We start from the raw sequence: 15,967 nt of genomic DNA on the forward strand, positions 1-15,967 counted from the left end.
CGTCGCTCGCCCACAGGAAAGCGAGTAGCCTGGAACGGAGATCACCTTCATTTGACTTAGGAGTGTTCACAAAGAGTACCTTGACCATTTAGTTTTTCAACACTATGAAAAAACTGTTCCAAAAACAAAGGTATCTATGTTTTTGGAACAGTTTTATTTTAATGTTGGGAATTTGCTGCTACATATTCAGGCTTAAATTCACAATTATCATGATCTCCTAAACAAATGGACTCTGCAAAAGTTGATTTAATCGCTGTACCATCAATGTCATCATTTGTGTGTAGTGTAACTTTGTCTCCAGGATAAAATTCTCCCTTACAAATACTTACGATCATTTGCTCACTTAGTTGTACGAATGGACATGCCATATTAAATCCCTCCAATTTATAGTGTATATGTTTCTACTTGGTTATTAATGTTATTCTATAGTGTATTCTTTTAAATGTAAAATAAAAAATAGATTGAGAGTAATAATCAATAGAAATATTGATAATATAGTATTCTACTTGATAATGAAACTGAGAATCATTTTAATTTATGAGGTGATATAAATTATTTTGAAATAATTTATAATTACAGTTAATGAGAATAAGATTTTGATAAATTCATCTTTTTTAAGCACCTATTCAAAAGATAATCATTCTCATTTTTTAGCTTACTTCTAATTTTGCTACAAATGTCTTTGTCATAAAATAGACACATTCTCATTCTCAATAGGCTACTGTCCCTATTCATGAAATAAAATTTGGAGATATTTTGAATTTCATTATTTTCCATTAGTAAATGTGTATAATTAACAGAATAATCAGTGTTGAAATTGTTAGAGAATTCAAGAGAGTTTACATTGACTGAATGGGAGAAATAAGTTAGAATTCTTCCATAATCTAATTCTCTAATACTCTAGTGAATTAAAGTGAAACGTAAGGAAGTGTCTACATGTCTTCAATAAAAATGTTTGAGAAACCACTTGGAATGCGCGATACATTTCCACAAATATATGAAAAGGTAGAGGCTGTAAGAAATACTGGACGAGACTTTTTATGCAGCAGAGGTTATGAATTTATTAAGACACCTGCCGTAGAGTATTTTGATACAGTTGGTAAAGCTTCTGCGATTGCTGATGCTCATTTATTTAAGCTCGTAGATAGTCAGGGAAACACGTTAGTACTACGACCAGATATGACAACACCAATTGCTCGGGTTGCCACATCTAAATTATTGAAAGAGATGATACCAATACGCCTTGCTTATTTTGCAAGTGTCTTTCGTGCACAGGAGACAGAAGGTGGGCGTCCAGCAGAATTTGATCAGATGGGAATCGAGTTAATTGGAGACAACTCTGTGTTTGCTGACGCTGAAGTGATTGTGACGGCAATGGAGCTATTACAGCAATATGGTTTAACTAAATTTAAAGTCACTATCGGTCATGCCGGCATATTAAATTGTATTTTACAAGATTATACAGAAAGCGTTGAACAGCAAGGCATACTCCGAACACTTCTTGTGCAGCGCAACTATGTCGGATTTGAAGAAGCGGTAGAATCTTTTGATTTACCTAAAGCGAAAACCGATGCATTACTTCAATTTATTGAGGAAGCAATGAATTTAAAGCAAATCAAAGATATTGAAAAATATGTGCGAAAAAATGACGCATTAGAATATATGCAACAGCTTGCTAAATTACTTGAAATAGCTAATTTAGCGGACTATGTAGCCTTCGATTTTACACTTTCTAGTCATATGAGCTACTACACAGGCATGCTATTTGAAGTGTTTGCATTAGGAAGCGGATTTCCGTTAGGCAACGGTGGCCGTTATGACGGGTTACTAGAAGTGTTTGGTTCAAAAGTAGGTGCTACTGGATTTAGTATTCGGGTCGATCGTCTATTAGAAACACTTGATGGACTAGCAAATGAGCGTGAAGAAGCAGTGGTTGTGCTTTTTGGGAAAGATCAATTCGAGGAGGCATTAGCAAAGGTACAAGCATTACGATCGGCTGGTAAACAGGCTACCTTGCAATTAAGAAGTAGCCTAGTCGATGAAAAAGCATTTTTAGCTTATTTTTCTGAGGTAGTTGTTGTTGGACAGGAGGAAGTTGGCGGTGAATGAATTAACGATTGCTATGCCGAAAGGGCGTATTTTTGAAGAGGCATACCAAATGCTTTTAGAAGCTGGCTTTAATTTACCAGAGGAAGTAGAAATGTCCAGGAAATTGATGATAGAAATTCCTGAGGAGAAAATTCGTTTTATTTTAGCTAAGCCAATGGATGTTCCTGTTTATGTAGAACATGGGGTTGCAGATATTGGGATAGCAGGAAAGGATGTTTTATTAGAGCAGCAACGAGAAGTGCATGAATTACTGGATCTCAAAATTAGTACATGCTATATCGCTTCAGCAGGTTTGCCTAATACGACGATGAATGAAATAGCGCCAAGAATAGCCACGAAATACCCAAACATTGCTATGAAATATTATAAGGGCATTGGGGAGCAAGTAGAAATTATTGAACTTAATGGATCGATTGAATTGGCACCTATGATTGGCTTAGCAGATCGAATTGTCGATATTGTTTCTACTGGCCGAACGCTTAAAGAAAATGGTCTTATGGAATATGAATTTATTACAGATGTATCATCACGGTTAATTGCTAATCCAGTAAGCTATCGGATGAAGGGAGATCGTATTATCGATCTAGTAAGACGCCTAAAGAAATGTGTTAACTAAATAGAAAAAGGGGAGTAATCCTATGAAAATAACAAAGCTAACAAAGGGTATTTCCTTAAAGCGTCAGCTTGAAAGTGGAAATGAAGAACAGTTAAAGGTAGTACGTCAAGTATTAGCGGATGTTCGAGCAGAGGGCGACACGGCTATACGTTCTTATACAGAAAAATGGGATGGCTTTGCACCTAAAAATCTACGTGTGACACAGGAAGAAATAGAAGAAGGCGCTAATGCAATTGATCAACAGCTTTATGATGATTTAACAGAGGCTGCTCAAAATATTCGACTATATCATGAGCAACAAAAACGTTCAGGTTATCGCTTAGAGCTAGAAAATGGGTCATGGCTAGGGCAACGAATTACAGCGCTCGATGCAGTGGGGCTGTATGTTCCTGGGGGTATAGCGGCTTATCCATCGTCAGTTTTGATGAATGTTATTCCTGCACAAGTTGCTGGTGTGAAACGCATTGTCATTTCTTCTCCAGCAGGGAGAGATGGAAAATTACCACCGGGTGTACTTGCTGCAGCGCGAATTTTAGGTGTAGAGGAAATATATAAAATTGGTGGAGCACAAGCCATTGCGGCACTTGCATATGGTACAGAAACCATTTCACCAGTTGATAAAATTACAGGTCCAGGAAATATTTTTGTAGCATTAGCCAAACGTGAGGTATTTGGTGAAGTATCGATTGATATGATTGCGGGACCAAGTGAAATTGCTGTGCTAGCAGACGATACTGCATTTGCGGATGAAGTTGCGGCAGATCTATTATCGCAGGCGGAGCATGATCAGTTGGCATGTGCTATTTTAGTGACGACTTCTGAGCAATTGGCTAAAAAAGTAGCTTATGAAGTGGAGAAGCAATTAACTGCTTTACCACGTCAAGAGATAGCAAGTGCATCTATTGATAACTTTGGAGCGATTTATGTTGCTGAAACGATGGCAGATGCAGTAGATGCCATTAATTCACTAGCACCTGAGCATTTAGAAATTGTGACAAAAAATGCTGAGGCTGTGGCTGAACAGGTTCGCCATGCGGGTGGTATTTTCATCGGGCGTTATAGCTCTGAACCTGTTGGTGATTACTTTGCTGGGACAAACCATATACTACCAACCAATAGTACTGCACGCTTTGCCAGCGGGCTAAATGTTGATGATTTTGTGAAAAAATCCAGTATCGTTTTTTATAGTGAAAAAACATGGGCAGAAAATGCACCGAAAATTGCACGACTTGCACGTATGGAAGGCTTAGAGGGGCATGCACGTGCAGTGGAATCACGTGGATGGGAAAAGGAGTAGTACAATGACAGAAAAAAAACGCTTTGCGAAAGTAGAAAGAACAACAAATGAAACACAAATCTCAGTAGCCATTGATTTAGATGGTGAAGGGAAGGCTGATATTAAAACTGGCGTTGGCTTTATGGATCATATGCTAGATTTATTTATCAAGCATGGACTTTTTGATGGAATAATTCAAGCGAATGGTGATACCTATATTGACGACCACCATACAACAGAGGACCTTGGAATCGTACTAGGTCAAGCGATTCGTGAAGCACTTGGTGATAAAAAGGGCATTAAACGCTACGGCACAGCATTTGTGCCAATGGATGATGCGCTAGCACAGGTCGTTGTAGATTGCTCTAATCGTCCACATTTAGAATACCGTGTACCGCAATTAAAAGAAAAAGTGGGTAGCTTCGATACAGAATTAGTTCATGAATTTTTATGGAAATTTGCTCTAGAAGCACGAATGAATGTTCACGTCATTGTACCTTACGGACAGAATACACATCATATTATTGAAGCAATTTTTAAGGCGTTAGCACGTGCAATCGATGCGGCAGTGGAAATTGATCCACGTGTTAAAGGTGTGCCATCAACTAAGGGGCTGTTAACGTGAAAATAGGTGTGATCGATTATGGTATGGGCAATTTATTTAGTGTAGAGCAGGCATTAGAACGACTTGGCTGTGAGGTGGTTGTTACGGCTGATGAAAAAGCGCTGGATACAACAGATGCACTTTTATTACCGGGTGTGGGAGCATTTCCAGATGCTATGAAACGACTGGCTGAGACAAAATTAGATCGCTATTTACAAAAGGTAAAGGCAGACAATCGTCCACTGCTTGGTATTTGCTTAGGTATGCAGCTGCTATTTGAGGAAAGTGAAGAGGTTACGGCAACAAAAGGCTTAGGATTTTTCAAAGGTAGCATTAAACGTTTCAATGGTGTGAATGATAGTCAGGTATATCGGGTACCGCATATGGGCTGGAACGAGCTAGTCATGACTAACCGTCCAACCTGGCTAACAGCATTGCCATCAGCAAAGTATGTGTATTTTGTTCACTCCTTTTATGCAACAGATATTGATGATACAGAGCTTGTCGCCTATGCGGATTATCATGGTATTCGGGTTCCTGGTATTGTTGCCACTGGCTCTGTAACGGGAATGCAGTTTCATCCAGAAAAATCAGGTGAGCTAGGTGTTTATTTATTACAGCAATGGTTGAAGGGGGTAGCTTCATGCTAACAAAGCGTATTATTCCATGTCTGGATGTGAAAGAGGGACGGGTTGTAAAAGGTGTGCAGTTTGTGTCTTTACGAGATGCGGGTGACCCAGTAGAGTTAGCCAAGTTTTATGATGAGCAAGGGGCTGACGAGCTTGTCTTTCTTGATATCTCTGCCTCACATGAAGGGCGTGAAACAATGGTGGATGTTGTTCGACAAACTGCAGCGACACTAGCTATTCCATTTACAGTAGGTGGTGGGATTCGCACATTGGATGATATGAAACGCATTTTACGTGCAGGCGCTGATAAAGTATCAGTCAATACCTCTGCCTTAGAGCGACCAGAGCTTATTAAAGAAGGATCTGACTTTTTTGGTGCACAATGTATTGTTGTTGCAATTGATGCGCGCTATAGTGATGAAGACGGTACATGGATGATTTATACTCATGGTGGTCGCAACAAAACTAGTTGGCAAGCAACAGAGTGGGCGAGGGAAGCGGTTCGCTTAGGCGCTGGTGAAATTTTATTAACAAGCATGAATCAGGACGGTGAAAAATCAGGTTTTGATTTAGACTTAACTAAGGCAGTGAGAGAGGCTGTGACAGTTCCTGTTATTGCTAGTGGCGGTGCAGGAAATGCCGAACATTTTTACGAAGTATTAGCGGATAATGTTGATGCAGATGCAGCGCTGGCAGCATCCATCTTTCATTACAAAGAAACAAGCGTAGCGCAAGTAAAAGAATACTTACGTGAAAAAGGAGTGGCAGTAAGATGATAGAGGGCATTAAATTTGATGATAAAGGTCTTGTTACTGCGGTTGTACAAGATGTCAATACAAAAGAAGTACTAACTGTAGCCTATATGAACAAAGAATCATTGGAAAAAACACTTGAATCAGGTGAAACATGGTTTTATTCACGTTCACGCCAAGAGCTTTGGCACAAGGGGGCAACTAGCGGTCATACGCAGAAAGTGGTATCTATTAAAGCTGACTGTGACGGTGATGCATTAGTTGTGGAAGTACTTCCTGCTGGTCCAGCTTGTCATAATGGCACAACCTCTTGCTTTACAAAGCTTATTCAGCAAAATACAAAGGTTGGCTCTGTTGAGATTATATCTAAGCTTGTAAACGTTATTGAAAAACGTGAGCAAGAAATGCCAGAAGGCGCATATACTACATATTTATTCGATAAAGGAATCGATAAAATTTGTAAAAAAGTCGGTGAAGAAGCAACAGAAGTTGTCATTGGTGCGAAAAATCGAGATGCAGAAGAGGTTAAATGGGAAGCGGCTGATTTGATTTACCATTTATTAGTGTTGTTGCAAGAACAAAAAGTAAGTGTTTATGATGTGTTACATGTGTTAGAAAAACGTCACGAAGAGAAATAACAGCATATTGCTAATTGTATGGTATAATAGAGTTTACTGTGTAAAGGAACGTGGAATACGTTCCTTATTTCTTGTTTCGGAGGAAATATTTTGGAAAAGAAACATAAAAAAGAGAATTTAACGAATGTCGTGTCGTTCATTCCAACAGGCGACTATTATTATAAAAAATCAATTCAAGCAATGAATAGTGGTCAAATGAATAAAGCTTATAAATATTTACAGCGTGCAGTAGATCTAAGTCCAGATGATCCAATGATCTTATTGCAATTGGCAATCGTGGAGTTAGAGGGTCAACGTTTCGAGGAAGCGTATGATCTTCTTCGCCATGCCTATCAAATTGATCCAGAGAATCCAGAAATCATTTTTTATATGGCAGAGGTTTCAGGTTGTATTGGTATGATACAAGATGCTAAACGCTTTGCGGAGCAATATTTGCAAAAAGAGCCAGATGGAGCCTATGCAGATGAGGCGGCAGAAATATTAGAATTCGTTGCTTTTGAGCAGGATGATTTTGAGGAGCTTGATGGTACTGGCGAGGATTTATATCGACAGGAACAGGCGAGGCGCTGTATGGAAAAAGGGGACTTCCCCGAAGCTATTAATATTCTAGAAGAATTAATTGAAGATCGTCCAGATTTTTGGTCAGCTTATAATAATTTAGCACTTGCTTATTTTTATGTTGGTGAGGCAGAGCAGGCAAAGTCACTATTAAACACGGTCTTGCGTGAAAATAAGGGAAATTTACATGCTTTATGTAATTTAACAGTTATTGCGTATTATGAAAAAAATGAAGAAGAATTAAAGGACCTTTTAAATGTACTTGTAAAAATTCAGCCATATACTTGGGAACATCGCTACAAGCTAGGTGCAACATTAGCGTTAGTCGGGCAATATGATTTAGCCTTTAAATGGTTACGCAGTATGCAAAAGCGTGGTTATATAGGTGATGCTGGCTTTTATTTTTGGTTATCCCATGCGGCATACTTTTCAGGACATAAGGAAATTTCTAAGAGTGCTTGGGAGCAGCTATTAGAGCTAGATCCAGACAAAGAGGGCTTTGAACCTTGGCGTGAACAGGAAAATGTATATGAGCTTGATGCATTAGAGCATGACCGGGATTATATTGTGGAAAAACTAGAGAGTAATTATACTAGTGAGCGTATTTTTGGGTTGTTTTTATTGAGCTGTACAGCGCATAAACAAGAAATTATTGCACATCCAAAATGGATAGATGTTGAGCAATATGGTTCATTCGAAAAGTTATTCTTAGCTTATGCACTGGGTCATCATTTTGATATGAAGAACAAGGTCGAGGCTAGTTTTTTACGGGCAGTAAGTGTGCCAGAAATTTTATTAGAACAGTATGGGAAGCTTACAGCCCTCATTGCACCAATGTTTCAAATGTGGTTTGTTCTCTGTGAACAGGCACTTAATAGCAATTATCGTTTTACAAATCCAGCAGCTATTGCAGGAGCGAATGATTTCTTATTTCGTTCATCACGAATGCTCAAGGTTACAAAAAAAGAGATAGCCCAGCAATATGGGGTATCTGTGGCGACTTTATCAAAGTATATTGATGAAATTTTAATGTTCTTACCAAACGGTCATAAGTAACCTCTGAGCAACATAGTTGAATAACTTTTTACTTTCACATACGATGAACTTACTATCGTTATAATAGGTGAGACTTCAAAAAGTAGTTGAACCGATCAGGCTTTCATGGGCAGTTAATCGCCAACTCTTGCATCACTTAAATCTGAAAGTGGAGACTTACTGTACATTTAAGCAGGATAAAAAAGTATTTGTGTAGGGGGAAGAATTTATGTCGGAAGAAAAAATTTATGATGTTGTAATAATTGGTGCAGGTCCTGCAGGAATGACTGCTGCTGTATATACATCACGTGCAAACCTTTCAACTTTAATGATTGAACGTGGTATCCCTGGTGGACAAATGGCAAATACGGAAGAAGTAGAAAACTATCCAGGATTCGATACAATTTTAGGACCAGAGCTGTCTACAAAAATGTTTGACCATGCTAAAAAGTTCGGCGCAGAATATGCTTACGGTGATGTTTCTGAAATTATTGATGGGGATGAATATAAAACAATCAAATCTGGTGCGAAAGAATATAAAACACGTGCGATTATCATTTCTACAGGTGCGGAATATAAAAAAATGGGCGTGCCTGGCGAAAAAGAATTAGGTGGTCGTGGTGTCAGCTATTGTGCAGTTTGTGATGGTGCTTTCTTCAAACAAAAAAATCTTGTTGTCGTAGGTGGCGGAGATTCAGCAGTCGAAGAAGGTGTTTACTTAACTCGCTTTGCTGAGAAAGTAACAATTGTTCACCGCCGCGATAAATTGCGTGCACAAAAAATACTTCAAGATCGTGCCTTTGCAAATGAAAAAATTGATTTCATCTGGAATTCAACAGTGAAAGAAATAAATGAAGCTAATGGCAAAGTTGGTAGTGTAACATTACAATCTACTGTAGATGGAACAGAATCTGAATTTGTGACTGATGGCGTATTTGTTTATATCGGGATGCTACCATTAACAAAGCCATTTGAATCTTTAGGTATTTTAAATGATGCGGGCTATATTTTAACAAATGATAACATGGAAACAACTGTACCAGGTATCTTTGCAGCAGGTGATGTACGTGAAAAATCACTTCGTCAAATTGTGACAGCTACAGGTGACGGAAGTATTGCCGCACAAGCAGTACAGCATTATGTGGAAGAATTATTAGAGAAAATTAATGCTTAATGTTAATAGCTGTACCAAGGAAAAAAATACAAATTTTAACACGGTTTTAATATTGTTGTAACTTGAATGACATATAAAAGGTGTAATATATATTGTGTAATTAGCAATCCCCCTTTTATTTTGTTTAGTAGGTTGTTTCCGCCTAATATGGTGGGGCAACCTATTTTTGTTATGTAGGATTTTAATAATAATTGTAAGTAGTTATTTAGACCTCTTAGGTGATAGCAAAATCATGATTACTAGGAATACGAGTAAGATGAAAATTGTCAAACACTAAAGTTCTGATTGGAGGACAAATATTGTTGGGTCTTGCTATAATGAAAGATAGAATGCAAAGTGATTAGAGGTGTGCCTATGCAAAGAATTGCAAATTTAATTGCCGTTAAAGACGGTCAAGTATTATTACTTCAAAAGCCTAGACGTGGCTGGTACGTTGCTCCAGGTGGAAAAATGGAGAACGGTGAATCCATCTATGAGGCTGCTATACGTGAGTTTCAAGAGGAAACAAATGTCACACCATTAAATGCGCATTTAAAGGGTGTTTATACAATGGTTATTAAAGAAAATAATGCAGTCGTTGATGAATGGATGCTTTATACATTTGTTGCTAAGGATATAGAGGGTACACCTTTTGATGAAACGAGAGAAGGCAAGCTTGCATGGCACCCAGCAGAGGATTTAAAACATTTGCCAATGGCTGAAGGTGATCGGACAAATTTACAATTTGCCATCTCACAATCAGGCATTCAGTATGGAACATTTGAATATACGACTGATTTTGAATTATTGCATGAAAAAATACAAATATCAAAAGAACAATAAAAGGAGCTGCATGACAGTGGTGGTTGAAGGCCAACAAAGTACACATGAATTGGTTATTATTACAGGAATGTCTGGAGCTGGAAAAACAGTAGCTATTCAAAGCTTTGAGGATTTAGGGTATTACTGTATTGATAATTTACCACCGGCGTTACTTACAACTTTTTTAACCCTTCTCAGAGATTCGGGAAAAAATACTGCACGTATTGCAGCTGTCATGGATATGCGTGGTGGTGACTTTTTTGATTCTCTTATTGGTGCTCTTGACCATATAATAAAAGAAGGAGATATTGTTGCACGTATATTGTTTTTAGATGCACATGATGCAACATTAGTTAGACGCTATAAAGAAACAAGACGTTCACACCCGCTAGCTGTCAATGGCCTACCATTAGATGGTATTCAACAAGAGCGTATTTTGCTATCAGAAGTTAAAGGTCGTGCTGATTTTGTTTATAATACATCTACTATGAAGCCTAAGGAACTACGTGAAAAAATCGCGAAGGAGTTTGCAAGTGATGCAGACCATGTTTTTTCGGTTAACATTATGTCTTTTGGATTTAAACATGGTATGCCAATAGATGCAGATTTAGTGTTTGACGTGCGTTTCTTAAAAAATCCATACTATGTTGAAGAGCTACGTCCTAAGACGGGGTTACAGACGGAAGTATCCTCTTATGTTTTAGCGCTTGAGGATACACAAACTCTCATTCAAAAACTGAAGGATTTATTTGAATTTATGATTCCTCTATATAGACAAGAAGGAAAATCACAGCTTGTTATTGCCTTTGGTTGTACGGGTGGACAGCATCGCTCAGTGACATTAGCAGAGTATTTTGGGGCATATTTAGGTGGAAAAGAGAATACGGTTATAACGCATCGTGACATCAATCGAAGAAAGGATTGAGTGAATGGGGAAAAGACAAACTAAGCTTGTAGTTATTGGTGGTGGTACAGGGCTTTCAACATTACTGAGGGGACTGAAGCATCATCCATTTGATATTACTGCTATTGTAACAGTAGCGGATGATGGTGGTTCTTCAGGGCGCTTACGGGATGATTATGATATACCACCGCCCGGCGATGTCCGAAATGTTATTGCGGCATTATCGGATGTTGAACCACTTGTAGAGCAAATGTTTCAATATCGTTTTTCAGCATCACAAGATTTACGAGGGCATTCATTAGGTAATTTAATGCTCACTGCTTTAACAGAGATTACTGGAGATTTTAACCATGCCATTAGTGAAATGGGAAAAGTGTTAAAGGTCCATGGTCGCGTTATACCAGCTGCCAATAAAAAGATTAATTTACATGCAGAGCTTGTGGACGGTTCTACAATAGAAGGTGAATCTAAAATTCCAACGGCTACAAAACGAATTAGTCGTGTTTTTTTAGTGCCTGAAAATGTGAAACCGTTACCAGAGGCAATACGAGCAATCCATCGTGCGGATTATATTTTAATTGGTCCTGGTAGCTTATATACGAGTATCATACCTAATCTGCTTGTCAAAGAAATTGGTGAGGCTGTCGTAAGAGCTAAAGGAAGAAAAATTTATGTTTGTAATTTAATGACTCAAAAGGGTGAAACCATTTCCTATACAGCAGGAGATCATGTAAAAGCAATTTACGAACATGTTGGCGCTTCCTTTATCGATTCTATTTTAGTAAATGAAGAGAAGTTACCACATCCTGTACAGGAGCTTTATAAGGAAGAATGTGCTGAACCTGTAACATTTGATGTGGCAAAGCTTGAAAGTATGGGATTAGAGGTTATTAAGCGCGATATTGCAACGATTCGGTCAGATGGAACGGTTCGTCATAATGCGGCAAATGTTGCTAAATGGCTTGTAGAATACGCAAATATTTATAAACAAAAAGTAAACAATCTAAAAATACAATCATAAAGCGCTTATTGTATATGATAGGATGAGCATATACATAGAACTGAAAGTTGAAAGGGGGGCACGTGATATGTCTTTTGCTTCTGAAACAAAAAAAGAATTAACGCAAATAGAAGCGGACAATCATTGTATGAAAGCAGAAGTATCTGCCCTAATTCGTATGAATGGTTCATTATCCTTTGCGAATAAACAGCTAAGCTTAGACGTACAAACTGAAAACGCTGCAATTGCAAGAAGACTCTATACGATTATGAAAAAGTTGTATCCATATAACGTCGAGTTACTTGTCCGAAAGAAAATGCGTTTGAAAAAAAATAACGTATATATTTGCCGTGTAAGAGAAGGTGCACGTGAGCTATTAATTGATTTAGAAATCATCTCAGACGACTTTCAATTCAATCATACGATTTCTCCAGAGCTCATTAAAAAAAGTGGTCAAAAAAGAGCATATTTACGAGGTGCATTTTTAGCAGGCGGCTCTGTTAATAATCCAGAAACATCAGCCTACCATTTAGAAATCTATTCTTTATATAAAGAGCATGGCGAGGCTTTAATGGATGTGATGAATGAATTTGAGCTAAATGCAAAAACAATAGAACGGAAAAAGGGCTTTGTGACCTATTTAAAAGAGGCAGAAAAAATTTCTGATTTTCTTAATATTGTAGGAGCTCATCAGGCAATGATGAAGTTTGAGGACGTTCGTATATTGCGGGATATGCGGAATAGTGTTAACCGTATTGTCAATTGTGAAACAGCAAACTTAAATAAAACAATAGGTGCAGCATTACGTCAGGTAGAAAATATTCGATTTATTGAAAATTCTATTGGTTTAGATCAATTACCAGAAAAGCTTCGGGAAATTGCTCGTTTACGAGTGGAATATCAAGATGTCACACTTAAAGAACTGGGTGAAATGGTATCAAGCGGAACAGTCAGTAAATCAGGTGTCAATCATCGTTTACGAAAAATCGACGAAATAGCAGATGCATTAAGACGTGGAGAAAAGATAGGCGGTTAAGTTTTCATACTTTTCAGGTATGAATGTGATGCGTAATCGCGTATTGTTCTTTTGCTAGTAAGTGAGGTAAGATAAAACTAATAAGATGAACGGTAGTAAAGGGGAGTTTTGAGAATGACCGAGAGAAGAGTCCAAGTCAAATTAAAATTAGGACTACAGGCTAGACAAGCAGCGTTATTTGTTCAAGAGGCAAATCGTTTTAGTGCAGATATCTTTCTTGAGAAGGATGAGAAAAAAGTTAATGCTAAATCCATTATGGGTGTAATGAGCTTAGCTATTGCCAAAGGAACAGAGGTAGTTTTAAGCAGTGAAGGCAACGATGCTGAGCAAGCGGTTACAGCATTGGCAGAATTAATCGAAAAAGAAGATTAAATATAAAGACTGTCCAATAAATTGGGCAGTTTTTTGTGTATCTAATTACTAGAAGTGGTGGATAGCGTAGCTAATGTGACGGATAGAACGGATTAAAAGTAAAAAAAGACATCTCAGAACTAAATCTGAGATGTCTGTACTGTGTTATTTACGGTCGTTACGGTCCATAATATGGTCGATTAAGCCATATTCTTTTGCACGTTCAGCCGTCATGAAGTTATCACGATCTGTATCTCTTGAAATGACTTCAAGCGGTTGCCCAGTACGTTCTGATAAGATACCATTTAATTTTTCACGTAGGAATAAAATTCGTTTTGCAGCGATTTCAATCTCAGTTGCTTGACCCTGTGCACCACCAAGTGGTTGGTGAATCATTACTTCTGCATTTGGTAATGCGAATCGTTTACCAGGCTCACCTGCTGCAAGTAGGAATGCCCCCATAGATGCTGCCATACCGATACAAATTGTCTGCACTTGTGGTTTGATAATTTGCATTGTGTCATAGATGGCCATACCAGCAGTGATTGATCCACCTGGTGAGTTAATATAAAGTGAGATATCTTTATCTGGATCTTCAGCTTGTAGGAATAAAAGCTGTGCTACGATAGAGTTAGCCACGTTGTCATCAATCGCACTTCCTAAAAGGATGATGCGGTCTTTTAGTAGTCGTGAATAGATGTCATAGGCACGTTCACCACGGCTTGTTTGTTCAATAACTGTAGGAATTAAATTCATGTTAAATCCTCCTTAATAAAACTAAATTCGAATACTTTTGCTGAAAACTTCTGTTGTATTTCAGCTGTATCCTTATCATACACATTATAGTCAGGGAAGGTCAAATATTAACCCTGCTAAAGTGAAATAAAAAAATAAATTGTTTTTGCATTCTATAGTTGAATTGTTAGCAATACGTTTGTATAATAGTTAAGGTCATAAGTTTAAAGTACGGTTCACTATTTTGCGGGTATGCTTCAAAAAATGAGGATTATCTACATCATGCTTTTCATAAAGCCTAGAGTGAGTACTTTTTTTTTGTTTTTAATTGCCCTCGTGGTGTAATGGATAACACGTAAGATTCCGGTTCTTGCACTGGGGGTTCGATTCCCTCCGAGGGCGCCATTTTACTGATTATTTGATATACATTTATAGCTCGATTCTCCTAATAAGTAGTTTAGCAGCCTGCTTAGTGGAGAAAGAAGGGAAAATAGTGGAAATACTGCCCTAATTGGCATTATTCCCGTATTTGTTCCATTCAAACCTTCAAAAAAAGCAACAACTCCAAATTATTTTTTAGTGAACATACTGTACGTGAGGACTAGCCATCTAGTCGAAAAAAAGAATCCTATCTGAGGGGATTCTTTTTTTTTTGCCTAAAACTATCTAATTATGGCATGATTAGCCGTGTATAAATATACATTTTTGATGCTATTTTCGTTTATTCATACCGTTTTTTGCTAAAATAACGCATAGAGATAAATTTTTATGAAAAAATAATTACTTTTATACGAAAAGTTATTGTCTATTGGCAATAATGTTACTATAATTGACCTAATAGTCGAACATTTCCGAATTGTGAAAAATGAAGTCATATTTCGGAAAAACTTATTTTAGGGGGAAACGCTATGAAAAAAAGATTAACCATGTTACTTATGCTCGTGGCAGCACTAATGCTAGCTCTAGCAGGATGTGGCGCGAAGGAAGATAAATCATCAGGTAGTGCACCAGCAGAGGATGGTGGAAGCGGTAAAAAAGTTTATAAGGTAGGTACTGAGGCTACTTTCGCTCCTTTTGAATCAATTGACGATAAAGGGAATATTGTAGGGATTGATGTCGATATTTTGAAGGCTATTGCTGATGAAATGAACTTTGAAGTAGAATGGCAAAATATTGGTTGGGAGCCTGTATTCCAAACAATTCAAAATGGTGAAACAGATATTGGGGCATCAGGGATCACAATTAATGAAAAGCGTAAAGAGTCATTTGATTTTACAGAGCCATATTATGAATCTCAATTATTAATTGTTGTAAAAGAAGATTCAAAGATTAAGTCATTAGCTGAGTTAAAAGATAAAAAGATTTCGGTACAAATTAATGCTACTGGTCACGAAGCTGCCAAAAAACTACAGGGTGATGCTAGTACAAAAATTATGGCATTTGAAAATCAACCAGTGGCTATCCAAGAAATGCTGAATGGCAATGTAGATGCTGCGATCGGTGATAATGCAGTAGTTTATGAATATATCAAAGCACATCCAGATCAAAAACTTAAAATAGTAGAAGATGATGCATTTGAAAAAGAATATTATGGCTTCATGGTTCAAAAAGGAAATAAAGAGCTTTTAAACCTATTAAATGAAGGTCTACAAAAGATTAAAGAAAACGGTAAATTAAAAGAAATTACTGGCTCAGACTTTAAGTAAGACAAGGATAATGATGCCCCTAGCGCATAGTTGATAGGCTAGC

Annotated in this window: 17 protein-coding genes and 1 tRNA gene; 16 read left to right on the forward strand and 2 right to left on the reverse strand. The window is 37.6% G+C overall.

Annotated features, from left to right (window positions below):
* Positions 1-158: 158 nt before the first annotated feature.
* A complete protein-coding gene (locus AC3WOM_RS13595; protein WP_427541122.1) occupies positions 159-368 on the reverse strand; it encodes a hypothetical protein in 210 nt (69 codons plus the stop codon).
* 568 nt (positions 369-936) lie between these two features.
* Between AC3WOM_RS13595 and AC3WOM_RS13600 the strand changes: the two genes are divergently transcribed.
* From AC3WOM_RS13600 to AC3WOM_RS13665, 14 genes are all read left to right on the forward strand, one after another.
* Positions 937-2,109, forward strand: a complete 1,173-nt coding sequence (locus AC3WOM_RS13600) for an ATP phosphoribosyltransferase regulatory subunit (protein WP_492447262.1) — start codon at positions 937-939, stop codon at positions 2,107-2,109.
* Positions 2,102-2,725, forward strand: a complete 624-nt coding sequence (gene hisG, locus AC3WOM_RS13605) for an ATP phosphoribosyltransferase (RefSeq protein ID WP_492447263.1) — start codon at positions 2,102-2,104, stop codon at positions 2,723-2,725. The genes AC3WOM_RS13600 and hisG overlap by 8 nt, the downstream gene beginning before the upstream one ends.
* Before the next feature lie 22 nt (positions 2,726-2,747).
* Positions 2,748-4,022, forward strand: a complete 1,275-nt coding sequence (gene hisD / locus AC3WOM_RS13610) for a histidinol dehydrogenase (RefSeq protein WP_492447264.1) — start codon at positions 2,748-2,750, stop codon at positions 4,020-4,022.
* A gap of 4 nt (positions 4,023-4,026) precedes the next feature.
* On the forward strand, positions 4,027-4,626 hold the full coding sequence (gene hisB / locus AC3WOM_RS13615) for an imidazoleglycerol-phosphate dehydratase HisB (RefSeq protein ID WP_427541134.1): 600 nt from the start codon (positions 4,027-4,029) through the stop codon (positions 4,624-4,626).
* Positions 4,623-5,255: an imidazole glycerol phosphate synthase subunit HisH gene (gene hisH / locus AC3WOM_RS13620; RefSeq protein ID WP_492447265.1), complete on the forward strand. Its 633-nt coding sequence runs from the start codon at positions 4,623-4,625 to the stop codon at positions 5,253-5,255. Before hisB ends, hisH begins: the two co-directional genes overlap by 4 nt.
* Positions 5,249-6,010 (forward strand): imidazole glycerol phosphate synthase subunit HisF, encoded by a 762-nt coding sequence (hisF, locus tag AC3WOM_RS13625; RefSeq protein ID WP_492447266.1) that lies wholly within the window; start codon positions 5,249-5,251, stop codon positions 6,008-6,010. Before hisH ends, hisF begins: the two co-directional genes overlap by 7 nt.
* Positions 6,007-6,624, forward strand: a complete 618-nt coding sequence (gene hisIE / locus AC3WOM_RS13630; protein ID WP_492447267.1) for a bifunctional phosphoribosyl-AMP cyclohydrolase/phosphoribosyl-ATP diphosphatase HisIE — start codon at positions 6,007-6,009, stop codon at positions 6,622-6,624. Before hisF ends, hisIE begins: the two co-directional genes overlap by 4 nt.
* Before the next feature lie 180 nt (positions 6,625-6,804).
* Positions 6,805-8,238, forward strand: a complete 1,434-nt coding sequence (locus AC3WOM_RS13635; RefSeq protein ID WP_427541294.1) for a tetratricopeptide repeat protein — start codon at positions 6,805-6,807, stop codon at positions 8,236-8,238.
* A gap of 208 nt (positions 8,239-8,446) precedes the next feature.
* Complete coding sequence (trxB, locus tag AC3WOM_RS13640) at positions 8,447-9,391, forward strand: thioredoxin-disulfide reductase (protein ID WP_427541147.1); 945 nt, start codon at positions 8,447-8,449, stop codon at positions 9,389-9,391.
* 354 nt (positions 9,392-9,745) lie between these two features.
* Positions 9,746-10,213, forward strand: a complete 468-nt coding sequence (locus tag AC3WOM_RS13645; RefSeq protein WP_427541150.1) for an 8-oxo-dGTP diphosphatase — start codon at positions 9,746-9,748, stop codon at positions 10,211-10,213.
* A gap of 10 nt (positions 10,214-10,223) precedes the next feature.
* Positions 10,224-11,117: an RNase adapter RapZ gene (gene rapZ, locus AC3WOM_RS13650; RefSeq protein WP_492447268.1), complete on the forward strand. Its 894-nt coding sequence runs from the start codon at positions 10,224-10,226 to the stop codon at positions 11,115-11,117.
* A gap of 4 nt (positions 11,118-11,121) precedes the next feature.
* The gene (locus AC3WOM_RS13655; protein WP_427541156.1) at positions 11,122-12,117 is read left to right on the forward strand and encodes a gluconeogenesis factor YvcK family protein; all 996 of its coding nucleotides are present in this window, start codon (positions 11,122-11,124) and stop codon (positions 12,115-12,117) included.
* 67 nt (positions 12,118-12,184) lie between these two features.
* Positions 12,185-13,132, forward strand: coding sequence for a DNA-binding protein WhiA (gene whiA, locus AC3WOM_RS13660; RefSeq protein WP_492447269.1), 948 nt, complete (start codon positions 12,185-12,187; stop codon positions 13,130-13,132).
* A 114-nt stretch (positions 13,133-13,246) separates the two neighbouring features.
* Positions 13,247-13,504: an HPr family phosphocarrier protein gene (locus AC3WOM_RS13665; protein ID WP_283869474.1), complete on the forward strand. Its 258-nt coding sequence runs from the start codon at positions 13,247-13,249 to the stop codon at positions 13,502-13,504.
* Positions 13,505-13,648: 144 nt separating this feature from the next.
* On the opposite strand, the gene clpP is transcribed toward AC3WOM_RS13665, so the two are convergent.
* Complete coding sequence (clpP, locus tag AC3WOM_RS13670; RefSeq protein WP_427541162.1) at positions 13,649-14,239, reverse strand: ATP-dependent Clp endopeptidase proteolytic subunit ClpP; 591 nt, start codon at positions 14,237-14,239, stop codon at positions 13,649-13,651.
* Positions 14,240-14,548: 309 nt separating this feature from the next.
* Here clpP and AC3WOM_RS13675 point away from each other — a divergent pair.
* Both AC3WOM_RS13675 and AC3WOM_RS13680 read left to right on the forward strand, forming a co-directional pair.
* A tRNA-Arg gene (locus AC3WOM_RS13675) sits at positions 14,549-14,623 on the forward strand.
* A 503-nt stretch (positions 14,624-15,126) separates the two neighbouring features.
* A complete protein-coding gene (locus tag AC3WOM_RS13680) occupies positions 15,127-15,924 on the forward strand; it encodes a basic amino acid ABC transporter substrate-binding protein (RefSeq protein WP_427541165.1) in 798 nt (265 codons plus the stop codon).
* The last annotated feature ends 43 nt before the right edge of the window (positions 15,925-15,967 follow it).

Source organism: Lysinibacillus sp. FW301-JW8, assembly GCF_058788755.1.